The following is a 20,404-nucleotide window of genomic DNA, read 5'->3' on the forward strand; positions in this document are numbered from 1 at the left end:
GGCCACGGGCGATACGCCGGTGGCAATACTCTTGTGCGATCGTTTGCGGGAGGTGTCAGAAAGATCCGGCGATCAGACAAATGCACGCAGAAACGCTCTGTGTGAGATGTTCAAAAAACCGGGGATGACGGGGCCAATCAGGCGGTGATACGGATGATCACGAAGCGATATAGGCCGGGGTTCCCGCTGCACGGAGGCAGAATGCGCTGATATAGTTCATGTAAGCCTCCTTTTTGTATGCGTTGCGGATGTGGGTGTTTTAGCGCAAACAGGGTGTCGATCAACCGGCAGTTTACAGTAAAGCCCACCTGTGGCGTAAATGGCACGTTAGCGGGGCGTCAGTGGTCATGTGTGTCGTGGGTGCAGGTTTTGGTGTCAGATGTGTTCTGATCAGGCACCGGATCATACCCGCAATTGCCCCACGGATGACAACGCCCAATGCGTTTTGCAGCCAGCCAACCGCCCTTGATCGCACCGTGTTTTTCCAAGGATTCCAGCGCATAGGCGGAACAGGTCGGTTGATAGCGGCAATTGAACCCAACCCACGGCGAAAAGATCATCCGATAGGCGCGGATCGGCAGGGCGGCAATATGAGCAAGTGGGGTCATTGACATAATCTGGGGCCTGTCATGCGGCTTTTCTAGTTTTCTAGTTTTCTAGTTTTCTAGTTTTCTAGTTTTCTAGTTTTCTAGTTTTTGCGGGGCTTGCGGGGGGCGTGGATGTCTTTGATGGCGCGCGTAAGGTCTTTGATCAGATCACTATACTCCCGCGTTGCGGTGGCGTCTTTGCGGCCGATCAGCACATAGTCCCAGCCTTGCTGGCCAAGCTTGGGCAAAACCTCGCGCGCGATGGCGCGCAGGCGACGTTTGGCGCGATTGCGGGCCACGGCATTGCCGACTTTTTTGGAACAGGTGAACCCCACACGAACACCCGCGACAGGATCTTCGCCATCACGCCGTTTGCGGGCTTGCAACATAAAAGCCGGTTGCGGCGCACGGCGCGCGCGGGCGGCGGCCAGAAAGTCGCGCCGCTGGGTCAGGGTGATCAATTTTTCAGACATATCATCACCGAATGAACCACCTTGGGTGTCACCACGCGCAAAAACCGCCGCAGGCCCTGTGGCCTCGGCGGTTTGCGTCTTATCACTGTCTGGTGCAGTCATGACTGCAACCAACGCTTATGCGCTCAGCGACTTCCGACCACGTGCGCGACGTGCATTCAGAATCTTACGGCCAGCTTTGGTGGCCATACGTGAGCGGAAGCCGTGACGGCGTTTGCGAACCAGGTTCGAGGGTTGGTAGGTGCGTTTCATCGCCCGTCTCCGTTTAAGCCCGTTTCCATCTGATGCGGTTCTGCGCTCTGATCTCTCAGATCAACAGCCCGCGGAAGGATTCGGGACAAGTGTCATTCGAAGCCCGGTCTATAGGGGGCATTTGGCGGCAAGTCAAATGGGGCAGTTAAGATTTCTTGCCAAATGATCGCCGAAGCGGTGGGATTGTTTGGGTCACCTGCTGCGGACACCCCGGATGGCTTATTATGTGGCGCGGCGCAAGGCCCGGCCCGCCTCTGCGATCATCAAAAGACCGGCCGTGCCGATAAAGGCCGCGGCCCAACGGTTCATGGTTTTCAGCGTGCTGGAGCGTGCCAAAACCCGACCCGCTTTATTGGCCAAAAGGGCATAGGGGGTCATCACGGCAAAAAGCACGATCACGCTGACCAGCACCAACAGACCCCATTCTGATACACCAACCGCATTCAGGTCCAGAACGCTCGGTACAAGGGCGAGATAGAAGATGATGGCCTTTGGATTGCTGATCGTGATGGTAAAGGCTGAAAGCAGCGTTTTGGGTGTGCTGTACTTACGTGACTTGGCCATTTCTGGCGCTTTGGGGTCACTGGTCCAGAATTGATATGCCAAATAGGCCAGATAGAGCCCGCCCAGGAGCTTCAGAACAATCATCGCCCCTGCAAAGCTTTTGGCAACCGCGGCAAGCCCGGCCACGGCGATGGTCAGATACACAACATCGCCACAGGCAATGCCCAAAATAAAGACCAAAGCGTTGCGCAAAGATCCCCCCATGGCCTGCCCCACAAGGGCGGCAATTCCGGGGCCGGGGATGGCGGCGGCGATTCCAAGCGCAAGCGCATAGGTAACGAGAGAGGTTAAAAGGTCCATCAGGGGCGTCCTTTGGGCAGAAATACCGAGTGATCTAAACGCAATATGTGACAGGGGTCGAGCGATTTTTCCCGAATGTGTCGTGTCTTAGCGCCGCAACTGAAATGTTTTGTAACCTTTCGCCTCGATATTCTCACCTCAGTTCAAGCAACTGTGAGATCCTATGTCGGTGGCTAGGCAAGCCCGCCCCCAGCCCTCATGTTGCCCGCAACGTGAAAGGAACACCCGATGACTTCATCCGATGGCTCGGCCCCAAGGACAAATGACATGCCCCACCCAAAGCCACCTGCGGCCAACCCGCTTTTGAAACGCCTGCCGTTGATTGCCATTTTGGCCGTTGCGGTCATCGGCGCGTTCACCCTGCGCGATTATCTCAGCTTTGAGACGCTTGCCGAAAACCGCGAGGCGTTGATTGGCTTTCGTGATGCGAATTACCTGTTGGCTGTGTTGGTGTTTGTCGCCGCTTATGTGGGGATCGTTGGGTTTTCCCTGCCCGGGGCGACCATTGCGACGCTGACCGGTGGGTTCCTTTTCGGCACCTTTCCCGGCGTGCTTTTTAACGTGACCGGGGCCACCATCGGGGCGATTGTGATTTTTCTGGCCGCGCGCTGGGGGCTGGGTGAAAAGCTCGCCGCGAAAATGGAAAGCTCGGACGGGGCCGTGAAGCAGATCAAAGATGGCATTGATGAAAACCAATGGTCCGTCCTCTTTCTGATCCGACTGGTGCCTGCGGTGCCGTTTTTTGTCGCCAACCTGATCCCTGCGCTGGTCGGTGTGCCGCTTTATCGCTTTGCGATCTCGACCTTTGTGGGCATCATTCCCGGCGGGCTGGTCTATACCTCCGTGGGGGCGGGCCTGGGCGAGGTGTTCGCCCGTGGCGAGACGCCCAATTTGGGCATTATCTTTGAACCCCATATCCTGTTGCCGATCTTGGGTCTTGTGGCGCTGGCCGCCCTTCCCATGGTGCTGAAAGCCCTGAAAAAAGGAACCGCGTGATGAAGCGTATTAAGACAGATATTTGCGTCATTGGTGGCGGATCAGGCGGGCTTTCGGTGGCGGCGGGGGCTGTGCAAATGGGCGCGTCTGTTGTGCTGCTTGAAGGGCATAAGATGGGCGGCGATTGCCTGAACTATGGCTGCGTGCCGTCCAAGGCGCTTTTGCATGCAGGCCATAAAGGCATGGATTGGAAGGCGGCGCATGATCATGTGCGCGCCACCATCGCCACCATTGAACCCCACGATTCGGTGGAACGGTTCCAAGAGCTGGGCGTGAATGTGATCACTGAATACGGCAGCTTCATTTCGCGCAGCGAAGTGCAGGCGGGCGATACCATCATTGAAGCGCGCCGCTTTGTGATCTCAACCGGGTCGTCCCCCTTTGTGCCGCCGATCCCCGGTTTGGATCAGGTGCCACATCTGACCAACGAACAGATCTTTGATCTGGACGATCACCCCAAGCACCTCTTGATCATCGGCGCCGGCCCCATCGGGTTGGAAATGGCACAGGCGCATCGGCGTTTGGGCTGTGAGGTCACGGTGATCGAAGGGGCCAAAGCGCTGGGCCGGGATGACCCGGAAATGGCGGTACAGGTTCTGGACGCCCTGCGCGCAGAAGGGATCAAGATCGAGGAAGAGGCCCTTGCCGCCGAAGTGCGCGGTGACGTTGGCGCCATTGAGGTCGAGGTCAAAGATGGCCGCATTTTCAAAGGCACACATTTGCTGGTCGCCGTGGGGCGCAAAGCCAATATCGACAAACTTGATCTTGACAAAGCCGACGTCGAGGTCACGCGTGTAGGCATCAAAGTGGACGCTGGGTTGCGCAGCACAAACCGTAAGATCTACGCAATTGGCGACGTGGCTGGCGGGCTGCAATTTACCCATGTGGCGGGTTATCATGCGGGGGTGATTATCCGCTCCATGCTGTTTGGCTTGCCGTCAAAGGCGAAAACCAGCCACATCCCATGGGCCACATATACCGCGCCTGAAATGGCGCAGGTGGGCCTGACCGAAGCGCAAGCCAAGGATATTCATGGTGAGCGCCTAGAGGTGGCGCGCTTTGATTTCGCCGGCAATGATCGCGCGCTCGCCACCCAACAGGCTAAGGGTTTGATCAAGGTGATGGTTGTGAAAGGCCGCCCCGTGGGCGTGTCGATTGTCGGCCCGCAAGCTGGCGAAATGATCACCCTCTGGTCGCTGGCAATGGCCAATAATCTCAAGATGAGCCAGATCGCCGCGATGATCGCGCCATACCCCACAATGGCGGAGGTGTCGAAACGTGCAGCAGGGGCCTATTTCTCGCCGCGACTTTTTGATAATCCTAAGGTGAAACAGGTGGTTGGCATGGTACAACGCTGGCTGCCGTAACGATTTAGGCGGAGCAACCTGTGCTAAACTCCCTCTCTGGCCGATTTTTGATCCTGACTATGGCGTTTGTCATGCTGGCCGAAGTGTTGATCTTTGTGCCGTCCGTGGCGCGGTTTCGCGAGGATTACTTGCTGGCGCGACTTGAGCGTGCGCAGATTGCGTCCTTGGTTCTGCTTGCCGATGACATGATCGACCCCGCGCTGGAGGCGGAGCTTTTGGAAAATGCGCAGGTTTTCAACGTGGCGCTGCGCCGCGATGAGATCCGCGAACTGGTATTGAACTCCCCGATGCCACATGCGGTGGATCAGACGTTCGATCTGCGCATGTCGACCCCGTGGGAGATGATGCGCGCCGCCCTGGCGCGTCTTGCCAATCCGACGCCTCAGGTGGTCCGCGTGATCGGCAAGCCGGTCCAGATGGGCGGTGAGCTGATTGAGGTGACAATGGACACCGGCAATCTGCGCAAAGCCATGATCGATTACGGTTTGAACATCGCCAAATTGTCGGCGGTGATTTCTGCGATCACGGCCACACTGTTGTTTTTTGCGGTACGTTGGCTGATGGTGCGGCCGATCCGGGGGGTTGTTGGCAATATGATCGCTTATGCGCGCGCGCCCGAAGATACGCGCCGGATCATTGTGCCCCATGCAGGCGTGACTGAATTGCGTGATGCAGAGGTGGCGTTAAATGCGCTTCAGACCGACTTGACCCATGCCTTGAAGCAAAAGGAACGCCTGGCCCAATTGGGCGGGGCGGTTGCGCGGATTTCCCATGACTTACGCAATATCCTGACCACCGCACAGCTGTTTGGCGACCGGATGGAAATGAGCGAAGACCCAATGGTGAAGCGCATCGGCCCCAAACTGATGAACTCGATCTCACGCGCCATTAACCTGTGTGAAAACACCCTGGCGTTTGGCAAGGCCGAAGAACCTGCACCGCGTCTGGAACGGATTGATCTCGCGAATTTGGTCGGCGATATTATTGACAGCGAACGTCTGTCGGCGGGCGATCATGATCTGAGTTTCGCCGAGGACGTGCCTTCTGGCCTTATGTTGCGCGCGGATCCCGAACAGCTTTACCGCGTGCTGTCGAACCTCGTGCGCAATGCGCGCCAAGCGATTGTGGCGTCAGGCAAGCCCGGTGAAATTGCCATCTGCGCCGGTGAAGCCGATGACAGCTGGACCATCGATGTGCGCGACACCGGGCCGGGCCTGCCGCTGTCGACCCGTGAGAACCTGTTCCAACCCTTTGCCGGATCCAACCGCAAAGGCGGCTCCGGGCTGGGTATGGCGATTGCGGCGGAGTTGATCCGCGGGCATGGCGGCGAGCTGACGCTGGCTGAGACTGGTGAGACAGGCACAAGTTTTAAGATCACATTGCCGAAAGAGATTGAGAGACCTCAGTGATACGACACTATCCATAAAAATGTCCGACAACGATGCCATGTGGGCTTATGGCCGCGCGCGTTCCGTGACCGTTATCGTCAAATATCACCCGGTCGAGAATTCAAACTGCTTATCCTCAATGTTGCGCAGTGCGGACAGCGGCCGCGAAGAGGTGCGCCGGTGAATATGTCGGCCTTTCGTTTGATACCGTTGTCACATCGCCACTGAATTTCTAGCGGTCTGAATCTCATTTCGGTTGCGAAGTTCCTCAGAAATTTTGACGTTTAGTGGCAGAAGATCTGATGGCGACATTTCGAGTGGTTTTGGCGTATCAGGCATCAATTTCCACCACCCCCCCAGCCTCGCGCGCACGGCTTTGACACAGGATCATCGTCCCTTCGCGCTGGGCGTTGGACAGGACAAAATCGCGGTGTTCAATGTCGCCGGACAGCACGTCACATTTGCACACGCCGCAAATCCCGTCAGAGCATTTCACGTCCACATGGATGCCATTGGCATTCAGCACATCTGCTGCCGTCTGATCCTCGGGCACCTCCAATTCGCGCCCATCGCGCAGCTTCAGGGTGAAGGGGTGGTTTTCATATTCGGGCTGTTCGGGGACCGAGAAATACTCCAGATGACGCGCCTCTTCGGGAAACCCCTGCGCCTGCGCCGCCGACATCACCGCGTCCATATACCGCTCAGCGCCACAGCAATAGACGTGCCAACCGGGTTGATACCCAGCCATCACCGCGTCCATATCCGCCCGCGTGCCTTCGTCTGAGAAATGGTAATGCACATGATCCGCCCAAGGCATCTGTGCCAGATCGTCCAGATACCCGGCATCCGCACGGCGCGAGGCAGAGTAATGCAGTTCAAAGTCGCGCCCCAAAGCGTGCAACCGGTGCGCAAAGGCGATCATCGGCGTGACCCCAATGCCGCCGCCCATCAAGATGGTTTTTCTGGCATCTTCCACCAGTTCGAAATGGTTGATCGGCTTGGAGATAAAGACCTTGCGGCCCTCTTCAAAGATCCGGTGCATCAGGGCAGACCCGCCACGGCCTGTGTCCTCTCGCAGCACGCCGATTTGATAGCGGCTGGTGTCGTTCGGATTGCCGGACATCGAGTATTGGCGCAGGTATTCCGGGCTGACCAGCACGTCCAAATGCGCGCCAGCGGACCATGGGGGCAGGGGCGATCCATCCAGCGTGGCGAACTCATATTTGGTCACACCATCGGTCATCTGTTCGGCTTTGCTGATCGTGACCTGCATCACCGGCGCGTCCCCGTCGATGGTGTAGCGATGCACCATCGAAGTGTCGCCGGACGCCAGCCGGTCACGGTATTCGGCCGCTGGGATCATCGCCTGATACGCGCCAATGCCCGCCTCGCGGTCCATCGGAAACGGGTAGGGATAGGGATGGGGCGCCAATGGGGCGGGGTAGACGGCCAAGGTCTGATCCTCAGCTTTCAGGTCAAGATCCTTTTGCAGGCTGCGTTTGTTCACCGGTTCATCGGGCGGGTGATATCCGCCATCCTCGCCAAGTTTCAGATCCCACCACCATGTTTTCACTGGATTAATCTCGCCATGCCCGGCCATATCATCGAGCTTGGCCAAAACAGGGGCCGCGGCGGGAAGGGTGCTTGCCGCCCATCGAAATGGCGCTTGGGCAAACAGCCCTTCGAGGTTCCAAGGGCAGGTTTTCATGCACCGTCCACACATCGCGCCCCCCGGTTGGGTCACGCGGTAGGTGGTGCATTTCTGGCTGTCGGATTTCCAGATCTCATACCCGTTGAACATCAGTTTTGGCCCGGCGGTGATCGCGCCCGACGGGCATTCGCGCGCGCATTTATTGCAAGCCTCGCAGAACTTTTGCAGGCCAAAGTCGATCGGCTTGTCGTGTGTCATCGGCATATCGGTGGTCACCACGCCGGATTTCAGACGCGGGCCGAGGTAAGGGTTCAGAATTACTTCGCCAATGCGCGAGACCTCCCCAAGCCCCGCCAACAAAAGCAGAGGGGGCTGTAGCACAGTTCCATCCATCACCGTATGCGCCTTGGCCCCATAGCCAAGATTTCGGATCTGCTGGGCAATCACACCGCCGATCAGCGAAAACCGCAAATAGGCGCGCATGGATTGGCTGACGGCGATCCAATCATCGCCCGAGGCCCCCTCCATCGTTTCGAACCCCTGGTCGACAATCATTGAAACGGCATTGTCGTGGGTTGGGTGGATTTCAGCCCCCGTGGCGTCATGGCTGTACCATGTCCAATCGGGGCAACGCGACGTGCCTGCGGCATCAACCCCCAGAAAGTAACTCGCCGCGCGCAAGTTGTCTGCGTTTCGGGCGGGGTCTTTGGCGGTGGGGCCTTGCGCGCGTGCGCCGTCCTGCAACGGCACAAACGCCCCTAACATCCGGCGCTGGGCAAAACTGGGGGCGGATTTTCGCACGTAATAGCCGCCCTTGGCATTGTCCTGCAGGGGTTTGCCCATGTCGCCAAACTGGCTGCGGGCAAACATGTCGGCGCGTTTTGGCACGCGGGCAACATTGGCCTCGTCAATATAAGTTGTGGGGTCGTCCACACGTTTGAGCCGTTCAAACGGATGTGGCCCCATGTGATAATCGCGCTTGGCATAGGGGTCGCGGGTGCGCGCGGATTTCGCGTGTCCCTTGCCCGGTCCGGTGCCGCCGAGCCACCAAGAGGGACCATGTGTGGCATGCCAGGGCTGTTCACTCATTGGGGCCAACGGAAAGTCGGTGGCCAAATCCATATCGGTTGAGACAACGGCGACGCCAAAGCGCTCGCCCAGCCAAGGTGCCACGAGTGTACCGTTTTCAACAGTCGCCAGACCCGCGGTCACCGCGAGTTGGTTCAGGTCCAGTTCAGTTGACGTCGCAGTGTGGGCCACCGCATCAAATCCCAAAAGGCGGATGTAATTGGCGATGACGACAGCGGTTTCCGTGGACCGCAAACAGGCGCGATGGGGTTGCGCATCAAGGATCCAATCGGCGCCGCGCTCAGCGGGATCAGGGTCGCGCTGATATTCGTAAAGGAACACCAATGCGTTGTGGTGATGGTCGACGGCGCGCGCGGCCCGCCCCATCGAGGCCTTAAGATCCGCCATAATCATGTCGATACCGGCGGCCAAGGTTTTCACCTCGCGGGTTTTTAACGCCATTGAAAGGCGGGCAATATCCGGGTTGGAGCGGGGTGTTTTTAGCCGCGCCGAGGATGGAATTTCGCCGATGCCAACCATCGACGCATCTGAGAAATAGCCAAAGGATTTTAGGTGATTTGATCGCTCGGCCGCGCCATCGGGAATGGTCGACCGCGCGGCGTTCACATCGCCGTCACGGATGGCATCCATCATCGCCTGAAATTCACCCATTGCATTGACAATGCTTTCCGGGCGGTCTGACCTGTGAAAGCTGATCGGGGTCATTTCTGGCACCAAAGCAAGCTCTGGCAAGGGGCCGCGTTTAAGGCGTTCAAGCGGGTAAGGCCCCAGATGCACCGGGCGTTTTTTATCTGAAAAGACTTTCATTCATCGGCCCTCAATCGGGGTGGCTTTGCCGCGATAGGCCGTAAGATGTTCGTCCGGTATCTCCTCGTCGCCGTAAACGCCAATGAGCACGCCCACCTGGGCTGATCCGCCTTTGCGACGCGCCAGAATTTGGGCATCGGAAACTGTGGTGCGTTGTGCCATGCGGCGCGACCATTGGTGCAGGTGGGCGTATAATTCATCAATGATGTCAGAGTGTTCCTCGCTGTTGCCCAGATCCGTCAACTCTTGTGGGTCACCCTCAAGATCAAAGAGCATTGGGCGAAAACCGCCTTCGGCATGGATCAATTTCCATCGCTCTGTGACCACCATAAACAGCCGGCAATTACGCGGTGCCAATCCGAGCTGAGTGGCTTTACCAGACGTCGAAAAGTCATATTCGCTGATCGCAAATTCGCGCCAATCCACGGTGTCGCCGCGCAGAAGCGGCAAAAGCGAACGGCCTTCGAGAATGTGGTCCGCCACTTCTCCGCCAGCCATCTCAACAAAGGTGGCGGCTAGGTCGATTTGTTCCACCAAGGCTTGTGATACCGTGCCGCGCGTGGCATCCGCAATCGGGCGTGGGTCCGCGATGATCAGCGGCACGCGCACAGAGGGATCGTGAAAGAAATCCTTTTCGCCCATCCAATGATCGCCCATGTAATCGCCGTGATCCGAGGTCAGCACAATCACCGTATTGTCCGACTGTCCGGTGGCATCCAGATGGTCCAAAAGCCGCCCCAAATGGTCGTCACATTGCTTGATCAGCCCCATATAGGCCGGGATCACCGTTTCGCGCACTTCGTCACGGGAAAAGGCACCCGACAGTTTGCCCGCCAGATAGGCGTCATAAATCGGGTGGGCCGTGTCACGCTCGGACTGGCTGCGGACCACCGGCTGAATGTCGTCTTTTGCGTACATATTGTGATAGGGGGCGGGCACGATATAGGGCCAATGCGGCTTGATATAACTGACATGCGCGCACCATGGTTTGTTTGGGGGTTGATCCGCTTTTTGCGCGTCGATGAAATCAATGGTGCGGTCGGTCAGCCACGGGGTTTCGCTGTCCTCTTCACGGACATTTGCGGGCTTATCCGCGTGCATCATCAAGAAGCCAGAGGCAATGTCGCCGCCGTCATCAATGCCCGCATTGGCATGATCGTGCCAAGGGTTGTGATCGGTGTAACCTTTTGATTTTAAATACTCGTTATAGGGGGAGCGCTTTTGGTCGTAAAACCCCTTCGGTCCCTCGGCCCACAGCCCATCATCGCGGATCCACACATCAAAACCGCATTCGCCAATACGCGTGCCAATCACGCTGTCGGGGGCCAGCCCCAGGCGTTCCATCCCTGCCGCATCCGCCTTCATATGGGTCTTGCCAATCAGCCAACAGTCCATGCCAGCGGCACGCAAATGATCACCCATGGTGTGTTCGCCAACCTTCAGGGGAAAGTTGTTAAACGCCGCCCCATGCGAGGACACATAGCGCCCGGTATAGGTGCTCATCCGGCTGGATCCACAGACAGGCGACTGGCAATAGGCGCGATCAAACCGCACGCCCCGCGCCGCCACCCGGTCAAAGTTTGGGGTTTCAAGCGTCTTGTGCCCGGCGCAGCTGAGGTAATCAAACCGCAGCTGATCATACATGATGAACAGGATGTTGGGGGCAGATCGGCGCATGTGCAGGCTTCCTCGTTTCAAGTGAAATGAGTGAAGCATGGCGCGGGGCACACGAAAAGCAGTTTTGGATCCAATCTGAAATTTTTTCTGAACAGCTCAAGACGCTCTTGATAAATCCCCTGACGTCGATCGGGATTTACGGGGTGCTAAGGTCGCATTCCGTGGCGGGCGCGAAAACGGGCCAGCTCGCGTTCGGTTGGGGCGTGGCCTGCAAACAGCTTGATATAGGCCGGGATGCGCGCGACCCGAAGCTTGGTGTCCTCTGTGACCTCCATCGAGATATAGCCAACCTGGGTGTAAAGGATCGCCATTGTGCGGATTTGGGCGTCTTCCGCAGGATAGCCAAACCGTTCAAACATCGCCTGAATGGCCGCTTTTCGCGTGGCATCTGCGGCGTCCACACGGGGTTGCAACTGCACATCATGACGCGCCCAATTGCGGATGGCATGATCCAGTTTGGCGTCAAAAAGGCCCGTGTCCAGCCAGCAATCCTGAAGGTTCAGCATCGCCTCGGTGATGGTCTCGCTGTAGGCTTGGGTTTGGGTGACGAGGTTGCCGGTGTTCTTGGCCTCCCACCGGGCAATCAGCGCCTCTAACAAGGCTTCGCGCCCGTCGAAATGATGGTAAAACCCGGTGCGCGTCAGCCCAAGGCGCTTGGCCAGCGGCATGACTTTCACCGCCTCAACCCCGCCCTCAATCAGCAAATCAAACGCCGCATCCAGCCAAAGATCCACGGATCCTTTTGGCTTGGCGCAGGGTTTTAACTGTTCTGTTTGCGACATCATAAGGGTGTTTTAGCGAACTTGACACAGGTGTCAAATGAAATGACGCTAGTGTCAATTCAAGCGAGTCGCACTTCAGGGAGATGAGGATGAGCCAACGCAGACGCCGGTCCAAAGGGAAAACCCGTGACGCAACACCCGGGCAAAATCCCCATCTGGAACGCCCCTATATTCAGCGTGGCATCCCCACCTATGACATTCTCAGCGAAGAGAACTTGGTCGAGATCGAGGCGACAGCGGATCGCATTCTGGCCGAAATTGGCATGGAGTTTCGCGAAGACCCAGAGGCTGTGCGCTTGTTTCGCGAGGCCGGGGCAGAGGTCACCGAACTGGGGTCCGATCGTTGGAACCTGAAATTTGCCCCCGGCATGATCCGAGGCATTTTGAAATCCGCCCCGTCTGAATTCACCCAACACGCGCGCAACCCCGCCAACAACGTGCAAATCGGTGGCAACAACGTGGTGTTTGCCCCCAGTTATGGCTCGCCCTTCGTGATGGATCTGGACCGGGGCCGGCGGTACGGCACGATGGAGGATTTTCAGAACTTCGTGAAACTGGCGCAATCGACCCCGTGGTTGCACCATTCCGGCGGCACGGTGTGTGAGCCAACAGATGTGGCGGTGAACAAACGCCACCTTGATATGGTGATGTCGCATATTCAGTACTCGGACCGACCCTTTTTGGGATCCGTCACGGCCCCCGAACGTGCAGCGGATAGTGTCGAGATGACCCGGATGCTGTTTGGCAAGGACTTCGTTGACCAAAACTGTGTGATCATGGGCAATTTCAACACAACTTCGCCTTTGGTTCTGGATGGAATCACCACCGGGGGCATCCGCGAATATGCGTCGGCCAACCAAGGTTCGATCCATTTGCCCTTCCTGTTGGGCGGGGCTGTGTCGCCGTTGACCATGGCGGGATCGGTGGCGCAATGTCTGGCGGAAAGCATGACCTCTTGTGCGCTGGCGCAATTGGTCCGGCCCGGCGCACCCGTGGTGCTTGCCTCATTCCAGTCGTCGATGGCGATGCGGTCGGGATCGCCCACATTTGGCACGCCGGAACCGGCGCTGGGCTCGCTTGTTTACGGGCAGCTTGCGCGCCGTTTGAACCTGCCGCTGCGCTGTGCGGGCAACTTCACCACCTCGAAGCTGCCGGATGCGCAGGCGATGTCACAGGCGATGATGTCGATGATGTCGGCGGTGCATTGTGGGGCCAATTTCCTTTTGCATTCCGCGGGGTTCCTCGATGGGCTTTTGTCGATGTCCTATGAGAAATTCATGCTGGATGTGGACGTTTGCGGCGCATTGCATGCCTATTTGGACGGGGTTCCGGTCAATGAGGACACGCTTGGGTATGACGCCTTGGCCGAAAAGGGCCCGGGCGAGCATTTGTTTGAAAGCGCGCACACCATGCGCCACTATAAAACCGCCTATTACGACAGTGCATTGGACGACAATCAGCCGTGGGAAACCTGGGACGAGGCGGGCTGTGTTGACATGTCCGCGCGCGCCAATGCAGCGTGGAAAAAGAGCTTGGCCGACTATCAGGCACCCGCCTTGGATGACGGCATTCGCGACGGCTTAAACGATTACATCAACGAGAAGAAAACCTCGATTGAAGACATGTGGTACTGAGGAGAAACGCAAAATGAGCCAGCCCAAAATGAGCCCGTCAAACGATCCCCTTTTGCAACCCTATCAGCTAAAGCATCTGACGCTGAAAAACCGCATTATGACCACCAGCCACGAACCGGCGTATCCCGAAGAGGGCATGCCCAAAGCGCGCTATCGTCTATATCACGCAGAGCGCGCCAAGGCGGGGGTGGCGATGACCATGACAGCCGGGTCGGCTGCCGTGTCAAAAGACAGCCCGCCGGTGTTCAACAACATTCTCGCCTATAAAGACGAGGTGGTGCCGTGGATCCGCGAGTTGACCGATGCGGTGCATGAACATGGCGCGGCCTGCATGATCCAGATGACCCATTTGGGGCGGCGCACCGGCTGGAACAAAGGCGATTGGTTGCCGCCGGTCTGTTCCACCCCGCACCGCGAACCGGCGCACCATGCGTTTCCGAAGCTGGCCGAAGACTGGGACATCGCGCGGGTGATTTCTGACTTTGCCGATGCGGCGGAGCGCATGAAAGCCGGTGGCATGGACGGGATCGAAATTATGACCCACGGGCATCTTCTTGATCAATTCATCTCGCCTTTGACCAACCATCTGGACGGGCCGTATGGTGGCGATCTGGCGGGCCGGATGAAGCTGACGATGGATATTATTGATGCGGTGCGTAAGCGGGTGGGCGACGCATTTGTGCTCGGCGTGCGCTTTGCCCCGGATGAGGCGGAAGAGGGGGGAATTGACCCCGACATGGGCATGGATATCGCCCGGATGTTTCGGGATTGCGGCCAAATTGACTATCTCAATATCAACCGGGGCCGCATCCACACCGACCCCGCGATGACCGATATGATCCCGGTTCAAGGCATGCGGTCCGCCCCGCATTTGGACTTTGCGGGCCGCGTGCGGGCCGAGATCGGAATGCCAACCTTTCACGCCTCGCGCATCCCCGATGTGGCGACCGCGCGGCACGCTGTGGCCTCGGGGCAGCTTGACATGGTTGGCATGACCCGCGCGCATATGGCGGACCCGCATGTGGTCAAGAAAATCATCGAAGGACGCGAGGATGATATCCGCCCCTGTGTTGGGGCAACCTATTGTCTGGACAGGATTTATCAGGCGGGTGAGGCGCTGTGCATTCACAACCCTTCGACGGGTCGCGAAGTCACTATGCCCCATGATATTCCACCCGCTGAGGTGAAGAAAAAGGTCGTGGTTGTGGGCGCTGGTCCCGGCGGGCTTGAGGCCGCGCGCGTGGCCGCCGAACGGGGCCATGAGGTGACGGTGTTTGAGGCGCAACCCGACCCCGGTGGGCAGGTTTTATTGTCCGCACAACTGCCGCGCCGTCGCGAGATGATCGGGATCATTGATTGGCGTATGGCGCAATGTGCGGCGCGCGATGTGACGTTCAAATTCAATACATGGGCCGAGGCCGAGGACATCACCGCGTTGCGCCCCGATATCGTGATTATTGCCTCCGGTGGCCTGCCCAATCTGACGCTCTTTGAAACCAAAGGCGAGATGGCGAATGTGGTCAGCGCGTGGGATATCATCTCGGGTGACGTGAAACCGGCAGACGACATTCTGATCTATGACGAAAGCGGCGATCACCCCGGCCTGATGGCGGCGGAAATCGCGGCCGAAGCCGGGGCAAAGGTCGAAGTGATGACCCCGGATCGCAGTTTCGCACCAGACATTATGGCGATGAACCTTGTGCCCTATATGCGTGCATTGCAGCCCAAAGGCGTGCGGTTCACGGTGGCGGAACGATTGAAAAATGTCGCAAAGGATGGCAACCGGATGGTGGTGACATTGGGCACCGACTATTCCGACCTCACCCGCGAGGCGCATTATGATCAGGTGGTGGTGAACTATGGCACCATGCCCAATTGCGACCTCTATTTTGATCTGAAAGAGCTGTCGGTGAACCGGGGCGAATTGGATCAGGCGGCGTTTATCGAAGGGCGTCCGCAAGCGGTGAACACCAACCCGGATGGGGCGTTTCAGCTGTTTCGGATTGGCGATGCCGTGACGTCGCGCAACACCCATGCGGCGATCTATGATGCGCTGCGCCTTGTAAAGGATCTGTGATGCGGATTGGCGTGATTGGATGCGGCACCATTGCCAGTGCTTTGGTGCCTCGTCTGGCCCGTGATGGACACGATATTGTGGTGTCAGAGCGCAGTCACGCGCACTCATCCGCCCTGTCTTTGGCGCATGAAAACGTGAGCGTGGCGGACAATCAAGGCGTCGTAGATCGGGCTGATCTGATCTTTGTTGCGGTGATGGCAGAGGCGGCTGAGGGTGTTTTAACGAACCTTGAGTTTCGTTCCGACCAATCGGTGATCAGCATGATGGCCGGGGCCAGTTTGGCGGATCTAAACCTGTGGGTTTCCCCGGCCAACGCCCCCGCCATTTTGCTTCCATTTCCAAATGTCGCCACCCCCGGTGCGCCGGTCATTGCGATGGGGGATGTGATGGCATTGCGCGGGATGTTGGAACCAGACAACCTAATCTACACCGTCAAAAATCAGGCGGAACTGGACGCCGCTTTGGCCGCGCAGGCTGTGTTGTCCCCCGCTGTTGCCATGGTTGAGGTTGCCAGCATGTGGCTGGGCGACCGGGTGGCAGATCCCGCCGCTGGCGAGGCTTTTCTGCGCGCGTTGGTCGGCAGCAATTTAATGGCGGGCCCCTGTGCGCCGCTATTGGATGCGCTAAATACCACCGGCGGCTACAACCAGCGTTTGCGCCAGCATATGCAGGGGGGTGGCACGCTTGACCACCTCACCGAGGGGCTGAACACGCTGGGGGGATCAATCAGGGGGTGAAGCCCGTGGATTTGTGATATAGATCTTGCGCAACCTATTCATAAGACCTGTTACAAATCCTGGGGGCTGACAATGAAATGGATCGCAGTAGAGGTGGAAGGCAATATCTTGCGCCTGTGGCCTGAGGGCGGCGATGAAATTCGGCGCGAGCTTGAGGCGGGCGTGACGCTTGCATCCTTAATTCCTGAAATTGAACATACGGTGTCGATCACGGCAGACACACAAATCTTGGCCTCTGGAATGTGTCACGAATTGTGCAGCGGCGCGGTGATGCCGGTGCCTTGCCGCCCGCCAAAAGCGCGTCATCTTGTGCCGAAAACGATGCAAATTGATCCGCGCGTTGCCCTTGTGCCCCCGGTGATGCAGGACCACCCCACAGGCGTGATGCACCACGAAGTGTCGCGCATCGCTGGGCTGATTGCCAAGGACCCCAACTTTGACGGCGTGGCCTGTCTTGTGGGCACCAACACTGTTTGGGCGCATATTAGTGCGGAAGAAATCGTCAGTTTTCAATCCGCCTCGACAGGTCAGATGATGCATGCGCTGTGCGGCGGGTGCTTGCGGGTGGGCGATGGGTTTGACGATGCCCTGTCTGATATGATGAGCCGCCCACAGGCGCTCTCTGCCCGCTTGGCCAGCCTGCAAGCCGCGCTTGATTTGGGGCGTCTTGGTGAAGACGATCTGACGGCGCAAATGTCTGGCCTTTTGGTCGGGGCCGAGCTTGCCGCGATGCGACCTTATTGGCTAGGGCAACGCGTGGCGGTGATTGGTGAGGCGGATGCGATTGCCCCCTATCAACACGGGTTAACCGCGCAGGGTGTGATGATTGAACCGATGTCCGGAGCGTCCCTTGCGCTTGCTGGTTTGGCAACATCACGGGCTGACGGCTAACGGCTGGACCTGCTGGGCATTTCCAGTAGGGTTGGCGCAGGACCTCACCCCCAGACAAAGGATGTTCCATGCCGCTGATCAATGAATTGCGCGCCGCCATTGGCACCAAACATGTGCTGCAAGATGACGACATGGCGCGGTGGCGTCATGACTGGATCGGCAAGTATGAAAACACCCCCCTTGCTGTGCTGCGACCAGCCAATACGGCAGAGGTTTCGGCCTGTGTGAAACTGGCCCATGACAGTGGCACGCCAGTGGTGCCTGTGTCGGGAAACACCGGTTTGGCGGGGGGCGCACATGCCCCGAAAGACAGCTTAATGCTGTCGCTTGATCGCATGAACAAGATTCGCGATATCCGCCCGGATGCGCGCCTTGCGATAGTCGAAGGCGGTGTGGTGCTTGAGACGTTACATGATGCGGTGGGCGCGCAAGGGCTGAGCTTTCCAATGACGTTTGGCGCCAAAGGGTCCGCAATGATTGCGGGTATGTTGTCCACCAATGCAGGCGGATCGAATGTGCTGAGATACGGCAACACGCGGGACCTGTGCTTGGGGATTGAGGTGGTTCTGCCGGACGGAGAAGTGCTTGATTTAATGAGTGAACTTCACAAAGACAACTCTGGCTACGACCTGCGCGACCTGTTCGTCGGGGCCGAGGGCACCTTGGGTATCATCACCGGGGCCGTGTTGAAATTGGTCCCCACGCCCGGTGCCTTTGCAACCGCGATGGTGGCGGTGCCAAACCTATCCGACGCGCTTTCACTGCTCAACAAATTGCAAAAGATCACCGGCGGCGCGGTCGAAGCGTTTGAATATATGCCCGCCGAATATATGGCCGGACTGCACAGGCTTTTCCCTGATACACGGCGCGTTTTTGACGAAGATTACGGGGTGAATATCCTGCTGGAAATCGGTGCCACGGCCCCGCGCGACGTGGCCGTTGGCGAGGATGGAGCCTTGCCAATTGTGAGCTACCTCGAAGAGGTGCTGGGTGACATGCTGGAACGTGAAACAGTGCTGGACGCGGTGATTGCCCAAAATGAAACCCAGCGCGCGGAAATGTGGGCCCGGCGCGAGGCGGCGGCAGAGGTTTCCCTGTCGCGCACGCCTGCGGTCAACAATGACATTGCCTTGCCGCTGGATAAAATTGATGTGTTTTTCACGCAAATGGCAGATGTGCTTAACGGGCTGGACGCAAAGGCCGAAACCCTGTCTGTTGCCCATCTGGGGGACGGGAACATCCATTATATGGTCTACCCGTCCGACGCCGCCCTTTGTGACGCGGTGATGGAGGTGGTCGAAGAAAACGTGCTGTCCCTTGGTGGGAGTTTTTCGGCCGAGCACGGCATTGGTCTGTCCAAGCTGCCGTCCATGAAACGCCGTAAGAACCCCGTGGCCCTGCGGGTGATGCGACAATTGAAGGCCGCAATGGATCCAAAGGGGATTATGAACCCGGGGAAGCTTATTCCATGAGGAAGAGCCGGGTGGCACAGGCGTCTGTGACTAGGATTTCTTGCCTTCGGCGAGGATATTTGGAACAAGAAAAAGGCGCTGCTTTTTATTTTTCCTTGCCTTAAATATCTCGGGGTGAGGCCCCTTGAAAAGGGGACGAGGGGCAGCGCCCCTTATCCCCCTCTGTTATCTAAGACCTCAGGCGTTAATAGCTATAATCAGCGTAGATCCGTTTCAGATCACCATTCCAGTCGCCGTGATAACGCTCCAAAAGCTCATCCGCCGGGGTTTTGCCCTCTTCCACACTGTCTTGCAGCGCATTGAGGAAGTGACGCTCATCTGGCACCATCCCGCCAATGCCGGGGCGGGCGCGGTTTTTCAGGCCAAGCTTGGCGATCTCAATGGTTTCGCGGGCCACATCAAGGATTTTCACGCCGTTTGCTTCGCCTTGAAGGGCATCAACGGACGCCGCAACACGCAAGGCTTCGCGGGTTTCCGCGTCCCATCCCTTGGCCAGATCCCACGCCGCATCCAGGCTTTCCTGGCAGTACATCAGACCCACCCAATAGGCCGGCAGGGCGCAAAGGCGCCGCCACGGGCCGCCATCCGCGCCGCGCATTTCCATATACTGCTTGATCCGCGCTTCGGGGAAGGCTGTTGTCAGGTGATCCGCCCAATCGGACAGGGTTGGTGTTTCACCGGGCAGGGCGGGCAATTTGCCTTGCATAAAGTCGCGAAAGGACATGCCCAGCGCGTTGATATATTCACCATTTCGATAGACAAAATACATCGGCACATCGAGCGCATATTGCACATAACGCTCAAACCCCATGCCCTCTTCAAACACAAACGGCAACATGCCGGTGCGCGATGCATCAAGATCGCGCCAGATGCGCGAACGCCATGATTTATGGCCGTTTGGTTTGCCCTCAAAAAACGGCGAGTTTGCAAACAGTGCGGTGGCAATCGGTTGCAGCGCGAGCGCCACGCGGAACTTTTGCACCATGTCCGCCTCGGACCCGAAATCGAGGTTCACTTGCACCGTGCAGGTCCGGTACATCATCTGTTTTCCGTGCGTGCCAACGTGGTCCATATAGTCGGTCATCAGCTTGTAACGCCCTTTGGGCATCACGGGCATCTCATCGTGTGTCCATTCCGGCGCCGCCCCGAGGCCAATGAATCGCGCCCCGATTTTATCCGCGATTTCATGTACTTCACGCAGATGTTCGTTCACCTCGTCACAGGTTTGGTGGATGCTGTCGAGCGGCGCACCGGACAGTTCAAACTGTCCGCCGGGTTCCAGCGAGATATTTGCGCCATTGCGTTCCAACCCAATCAGGTTGCCCGCCTCGCGTACTTCGGTCCAACCAAAGCCATCCCGCAACCCTTCCAGCATATGCAGGATCGACCGGTCGCCCTCATAAGGCAGCGGTTTAAACGTGTCCTGACAATAGCCGAACTTCTCATGCTCGGTGCCGATCTTCCACGCCTCTCGCGGTTTGCAACCGTCTTCCAGAAACTGGGCCAATTGTTTGTGGTCGGTGATTGGGCCGCCGCCGGATTGTGGGATGGACATGGGCTTCTCCTGAAAACTCTGAAGGCTATTAGGTGGGCGAAGTGCAGGGCAGTGTCAATGACTTGAAATGCCCCTTTGGGTTCGCGCCGGGTGATGCCCCTTTGG

Annotated in this window: 17 protein-coding genes; 9 read left to right on the plus strand and 8 right to left on the minus strand. The window is 57.9% G+C overall.

Annotated features, from left to right (window positions below):
* Positions 1 to 338: 338 nt before the first annotated feature.
* The 4 genes from yidD to KKW20_RS00315 all read right to left on the minus strand — a co-directional run bounded on the left by yidD (position 339) and on the right by KKW20_RS00315 (position 2,176).
* A complete protein-coding gene (gene yidD / locus KKW20_RS00300; protein WP_214565128.1) occupies positions 339 to 608 on the minus strand; it encodes a membrane protein insertion efficiency factor YidD in 270 nt (89 codons plus the stop codon).
* An 80-nt stretch (positions 609 to 688) separates the two neighbouring features.
* Positions 689 to 1,162: a ribonuclease P protein component gene (gene rnpA / locus KKW20_RS00305; protein WP_214565130.1), complete on the minus strand. Its 474-nt coding sequence runs from the start codon at positions 1,160 to 1,162 to the stop codon at positions 689 to 691.
* A gap of 15 nt (positions 1,163 to 1,177) precedes the next feature.
* Positions 1,178 to 1,312 carry a 50S ribosomal protein L34 gene (gene rpmH / locus KKW20_RS00310; protein ID WP_048599009.1) on the minus strand — a complete coding sequence of 45 codons (135 nt, stop codon included), beginning with the start codon at positions 1,310 to 1,312 and terminating at the stop codon, positions 1,178 to 1,180.
* A 222-nt stretch (positions 1,313 to 1,534) separates the two neighbouring features.
* The gene (locus tag KKW20_RS00315; protein ID WP_214565132.1) at positions 1,535 to 2,176 is read right to left on the minus strand and encodes a LysE family translocator; all 642 of its coding nucleotides are present in this window, start codon (positions 2,174 to 2,176) and stop codon (positions 1,535 to 1,537) included.
* Between the two features lie 267 nt (positions 2,177 to 2,443).
* On the opposite strand from KKW20_RS00315, the gene KKW20_RS00320 reads away from it, so the two are divergent.
* The 4 genes from KKW20_RS00320 to KKW20_RS00335 are packed head-to-tail and all read left to right on the plus strand — an operon-like array spanning position 2,444 to position 6,111.
* A complete protein-coding gene (locus KKW20_RS00320) occupies positions 2,444 to 3,172 on the plus strand; it encodes a TVP38/TMEM64 family protein (protein WP_214565134.1) in 729 nt (242 codons plus the stop codon).
* Positions 3,172 to 4,539 (plus strand): dihydrolipoyl dehydrogenase family protein, encoded by a 1,368-nt coding sequence (locus KKW20_RS00325; protein ID WP_214565136.1) that lies wholly within the window; start codon positions 3,172 to 3,174, stop codon positions 4,537 to 4,539. Before KKW20_RS00320 ends, KKW20_RS00325 begins: the two co-directional genes overlap by 1 nt.
* Positions 4,540 to 4,559: 20 nt before the next feature.
* Complete coding sequence (locus KKW20_RS00330) at positions 4,560 to 5,948, plus strand: sensor histidine kinase (protein WP_214565138.1); 1,389 nt, start codon at positions 4,560 to 4,562, stop codon at positions 5,946 to 5,948.
* A gap of 19 nt (positions 5,949 to 5,967) precedes the next feature.
* A complete protein-coding gene (locus KKW20_RS00335) occupies positions 5,968 to 6,111 on the plus strand; it encodes a hypothetical protein (RefSeq protein ID WP_214565139.1) in 144 nt (47 codons plus the stop codon).
* Between the two features lie 147 nt (positions 6,112 to 6,258).
* Here KKW20_RS00335 and KKW20_RS00340 read toward each other — a convergent pair whose 3' ends face one another.
* From KKW20_RS00340 to KKW20_RS00350, 3 genes are all read right to left on the minus strand, one after another.
* Positions 6,259 to 9,474, minus strand: a complete 3,216-nt coding sequence (locus KKW20_RS00340; RefSeq protein ID WP_214565142.1) for a reductive dehalogenase — start codon at positions 9,472 to 9,474, stop codon at positions 6,259 to 6,261.
* A complete protein-coding gene (locus KKW20_RS00345) occupies positions 9,475 to 11,151 on the minus strand; it encodes a sulfatase-like hydrolase/transferase (RefSeq protein ID WP_214565144.1) in 1,677 nt (558 codons plus the stop codon).
* Positions 11,152 to 11,297: 146 nt separating this feature from the next.
* The gene (locus tag KKW20_RS00350; RefSeq protein WP_343207537.1) at positions 11,298 to 11,936 is read right to left on the minus strand and encodes a TetR/AcrR family transcriptional regulator; all 639 of its coding nucleotides are present in this window, start codon (positions 11,934 to 11,936) and stop codon (positions 11,298 to 11,300) included.
* Between the two features lie 86 nt (positions 11,937 to 12,022).
* On the opposite strand from KKW20_RS00350, the gene KKW20_RS00355 reads away from it, so the two are divergent.
* From KKW20_RS00355 to KKW20_RS00375, 5 genes are all read left to right on the plus strand, one after another.
* On the plus strand, positions 12,023 to 13,567 hold the full coding sequence (locus KKW20_RS00355) for a trimethylamine methyltransferase family protein (protein ID WP_246534368.1): 1,545 nt from the start codon (positions 12,023 to 12,025) through the stop codon (positions 13,565 to 13,567).
* A gap of 13 nt (positions 13,568 to 13,580) precedes the next feature.
* On the plus strand, positions 13,581 to 15,644 hold the full coding sequence (locus KKW20_RS00360; protein ID WP_246534369.1) for an NADH:flavin oxidoreductase: 2,064 nt from the start codon (positions 13,581 to 13,583) through the stop codon (positions 15,642 to 15,644).
* A complete protein-coding gene (locus KKW20_RS00365) occupies positions 15,644 to 16,381 on the plus strand; it encodes an NAD(P)-binding domain-containing protein (RefSeq protein ID WP_214565146.1) in 738 nt (245 codons plus the stop codon). Before KKW20_RS00360 ends, KKW20_RS00365 begins: the two co-directional genes overlap by 1 nt.
* Positions 16,382 to 16,453: 72 nt before the next feature.
* On the plus strand, positions 16,454 to 17,272 hold the full coding sequence (locus tag KKW20_RS00370; protein WP_214565147.1) for a 2-dehydro-3-deoxygalactonokinase: 819 nt from the start codon (positions 16,454 to 16,456) through the stop codon (positions 17,270 to 17,272).
* A gap of 68 nt (positions 17,273 to 17,340) precedes the next feature.
* A complete protein-coding gene (locus tag KKW20_RS00375; protein WP_214565148.1) occupies positions 17,341 to 18,744 on the plus strand; it encodes an FAD-binding oxidoreductase in 1,404 nt (467 codons plus the stop codon).
* Positions 18,745 to 18,928: 184 nt separating this feature from the next.
* On the opposite strand, the gene KKW20_RS00380 is transcribed toward KKW20_RS00375, so the two are convergent.
* Positions 18,929 to 20,299 carry a glutamate--cysteine ligase gene (locus KKW20_RS00380; RefSeq protein WP_214565149.1) on the minus strand — a complete coding sequence of 457 codons (1,371 nt, stop codon included), beginning with the start codon at positions 20,297 to 20,299 and terminating at the stop codon, positions 18,929 to 18,931.
* Between the last annotated feature and the right edge of the window lie 105 nt (positions 20,300 to 20,404).

This window comes from Aliiroseovarius lamellibrachiae (genome assembly GCF_018599245.1).
GTDB classification, from domain to species: Bacteria; Pseudomonadota; Alphaproteobacteria; order Rhodobacterales; family Rhodobacteraceae; genus Aliiroseovarius; species Aliiroseovarius lamellibrachiae.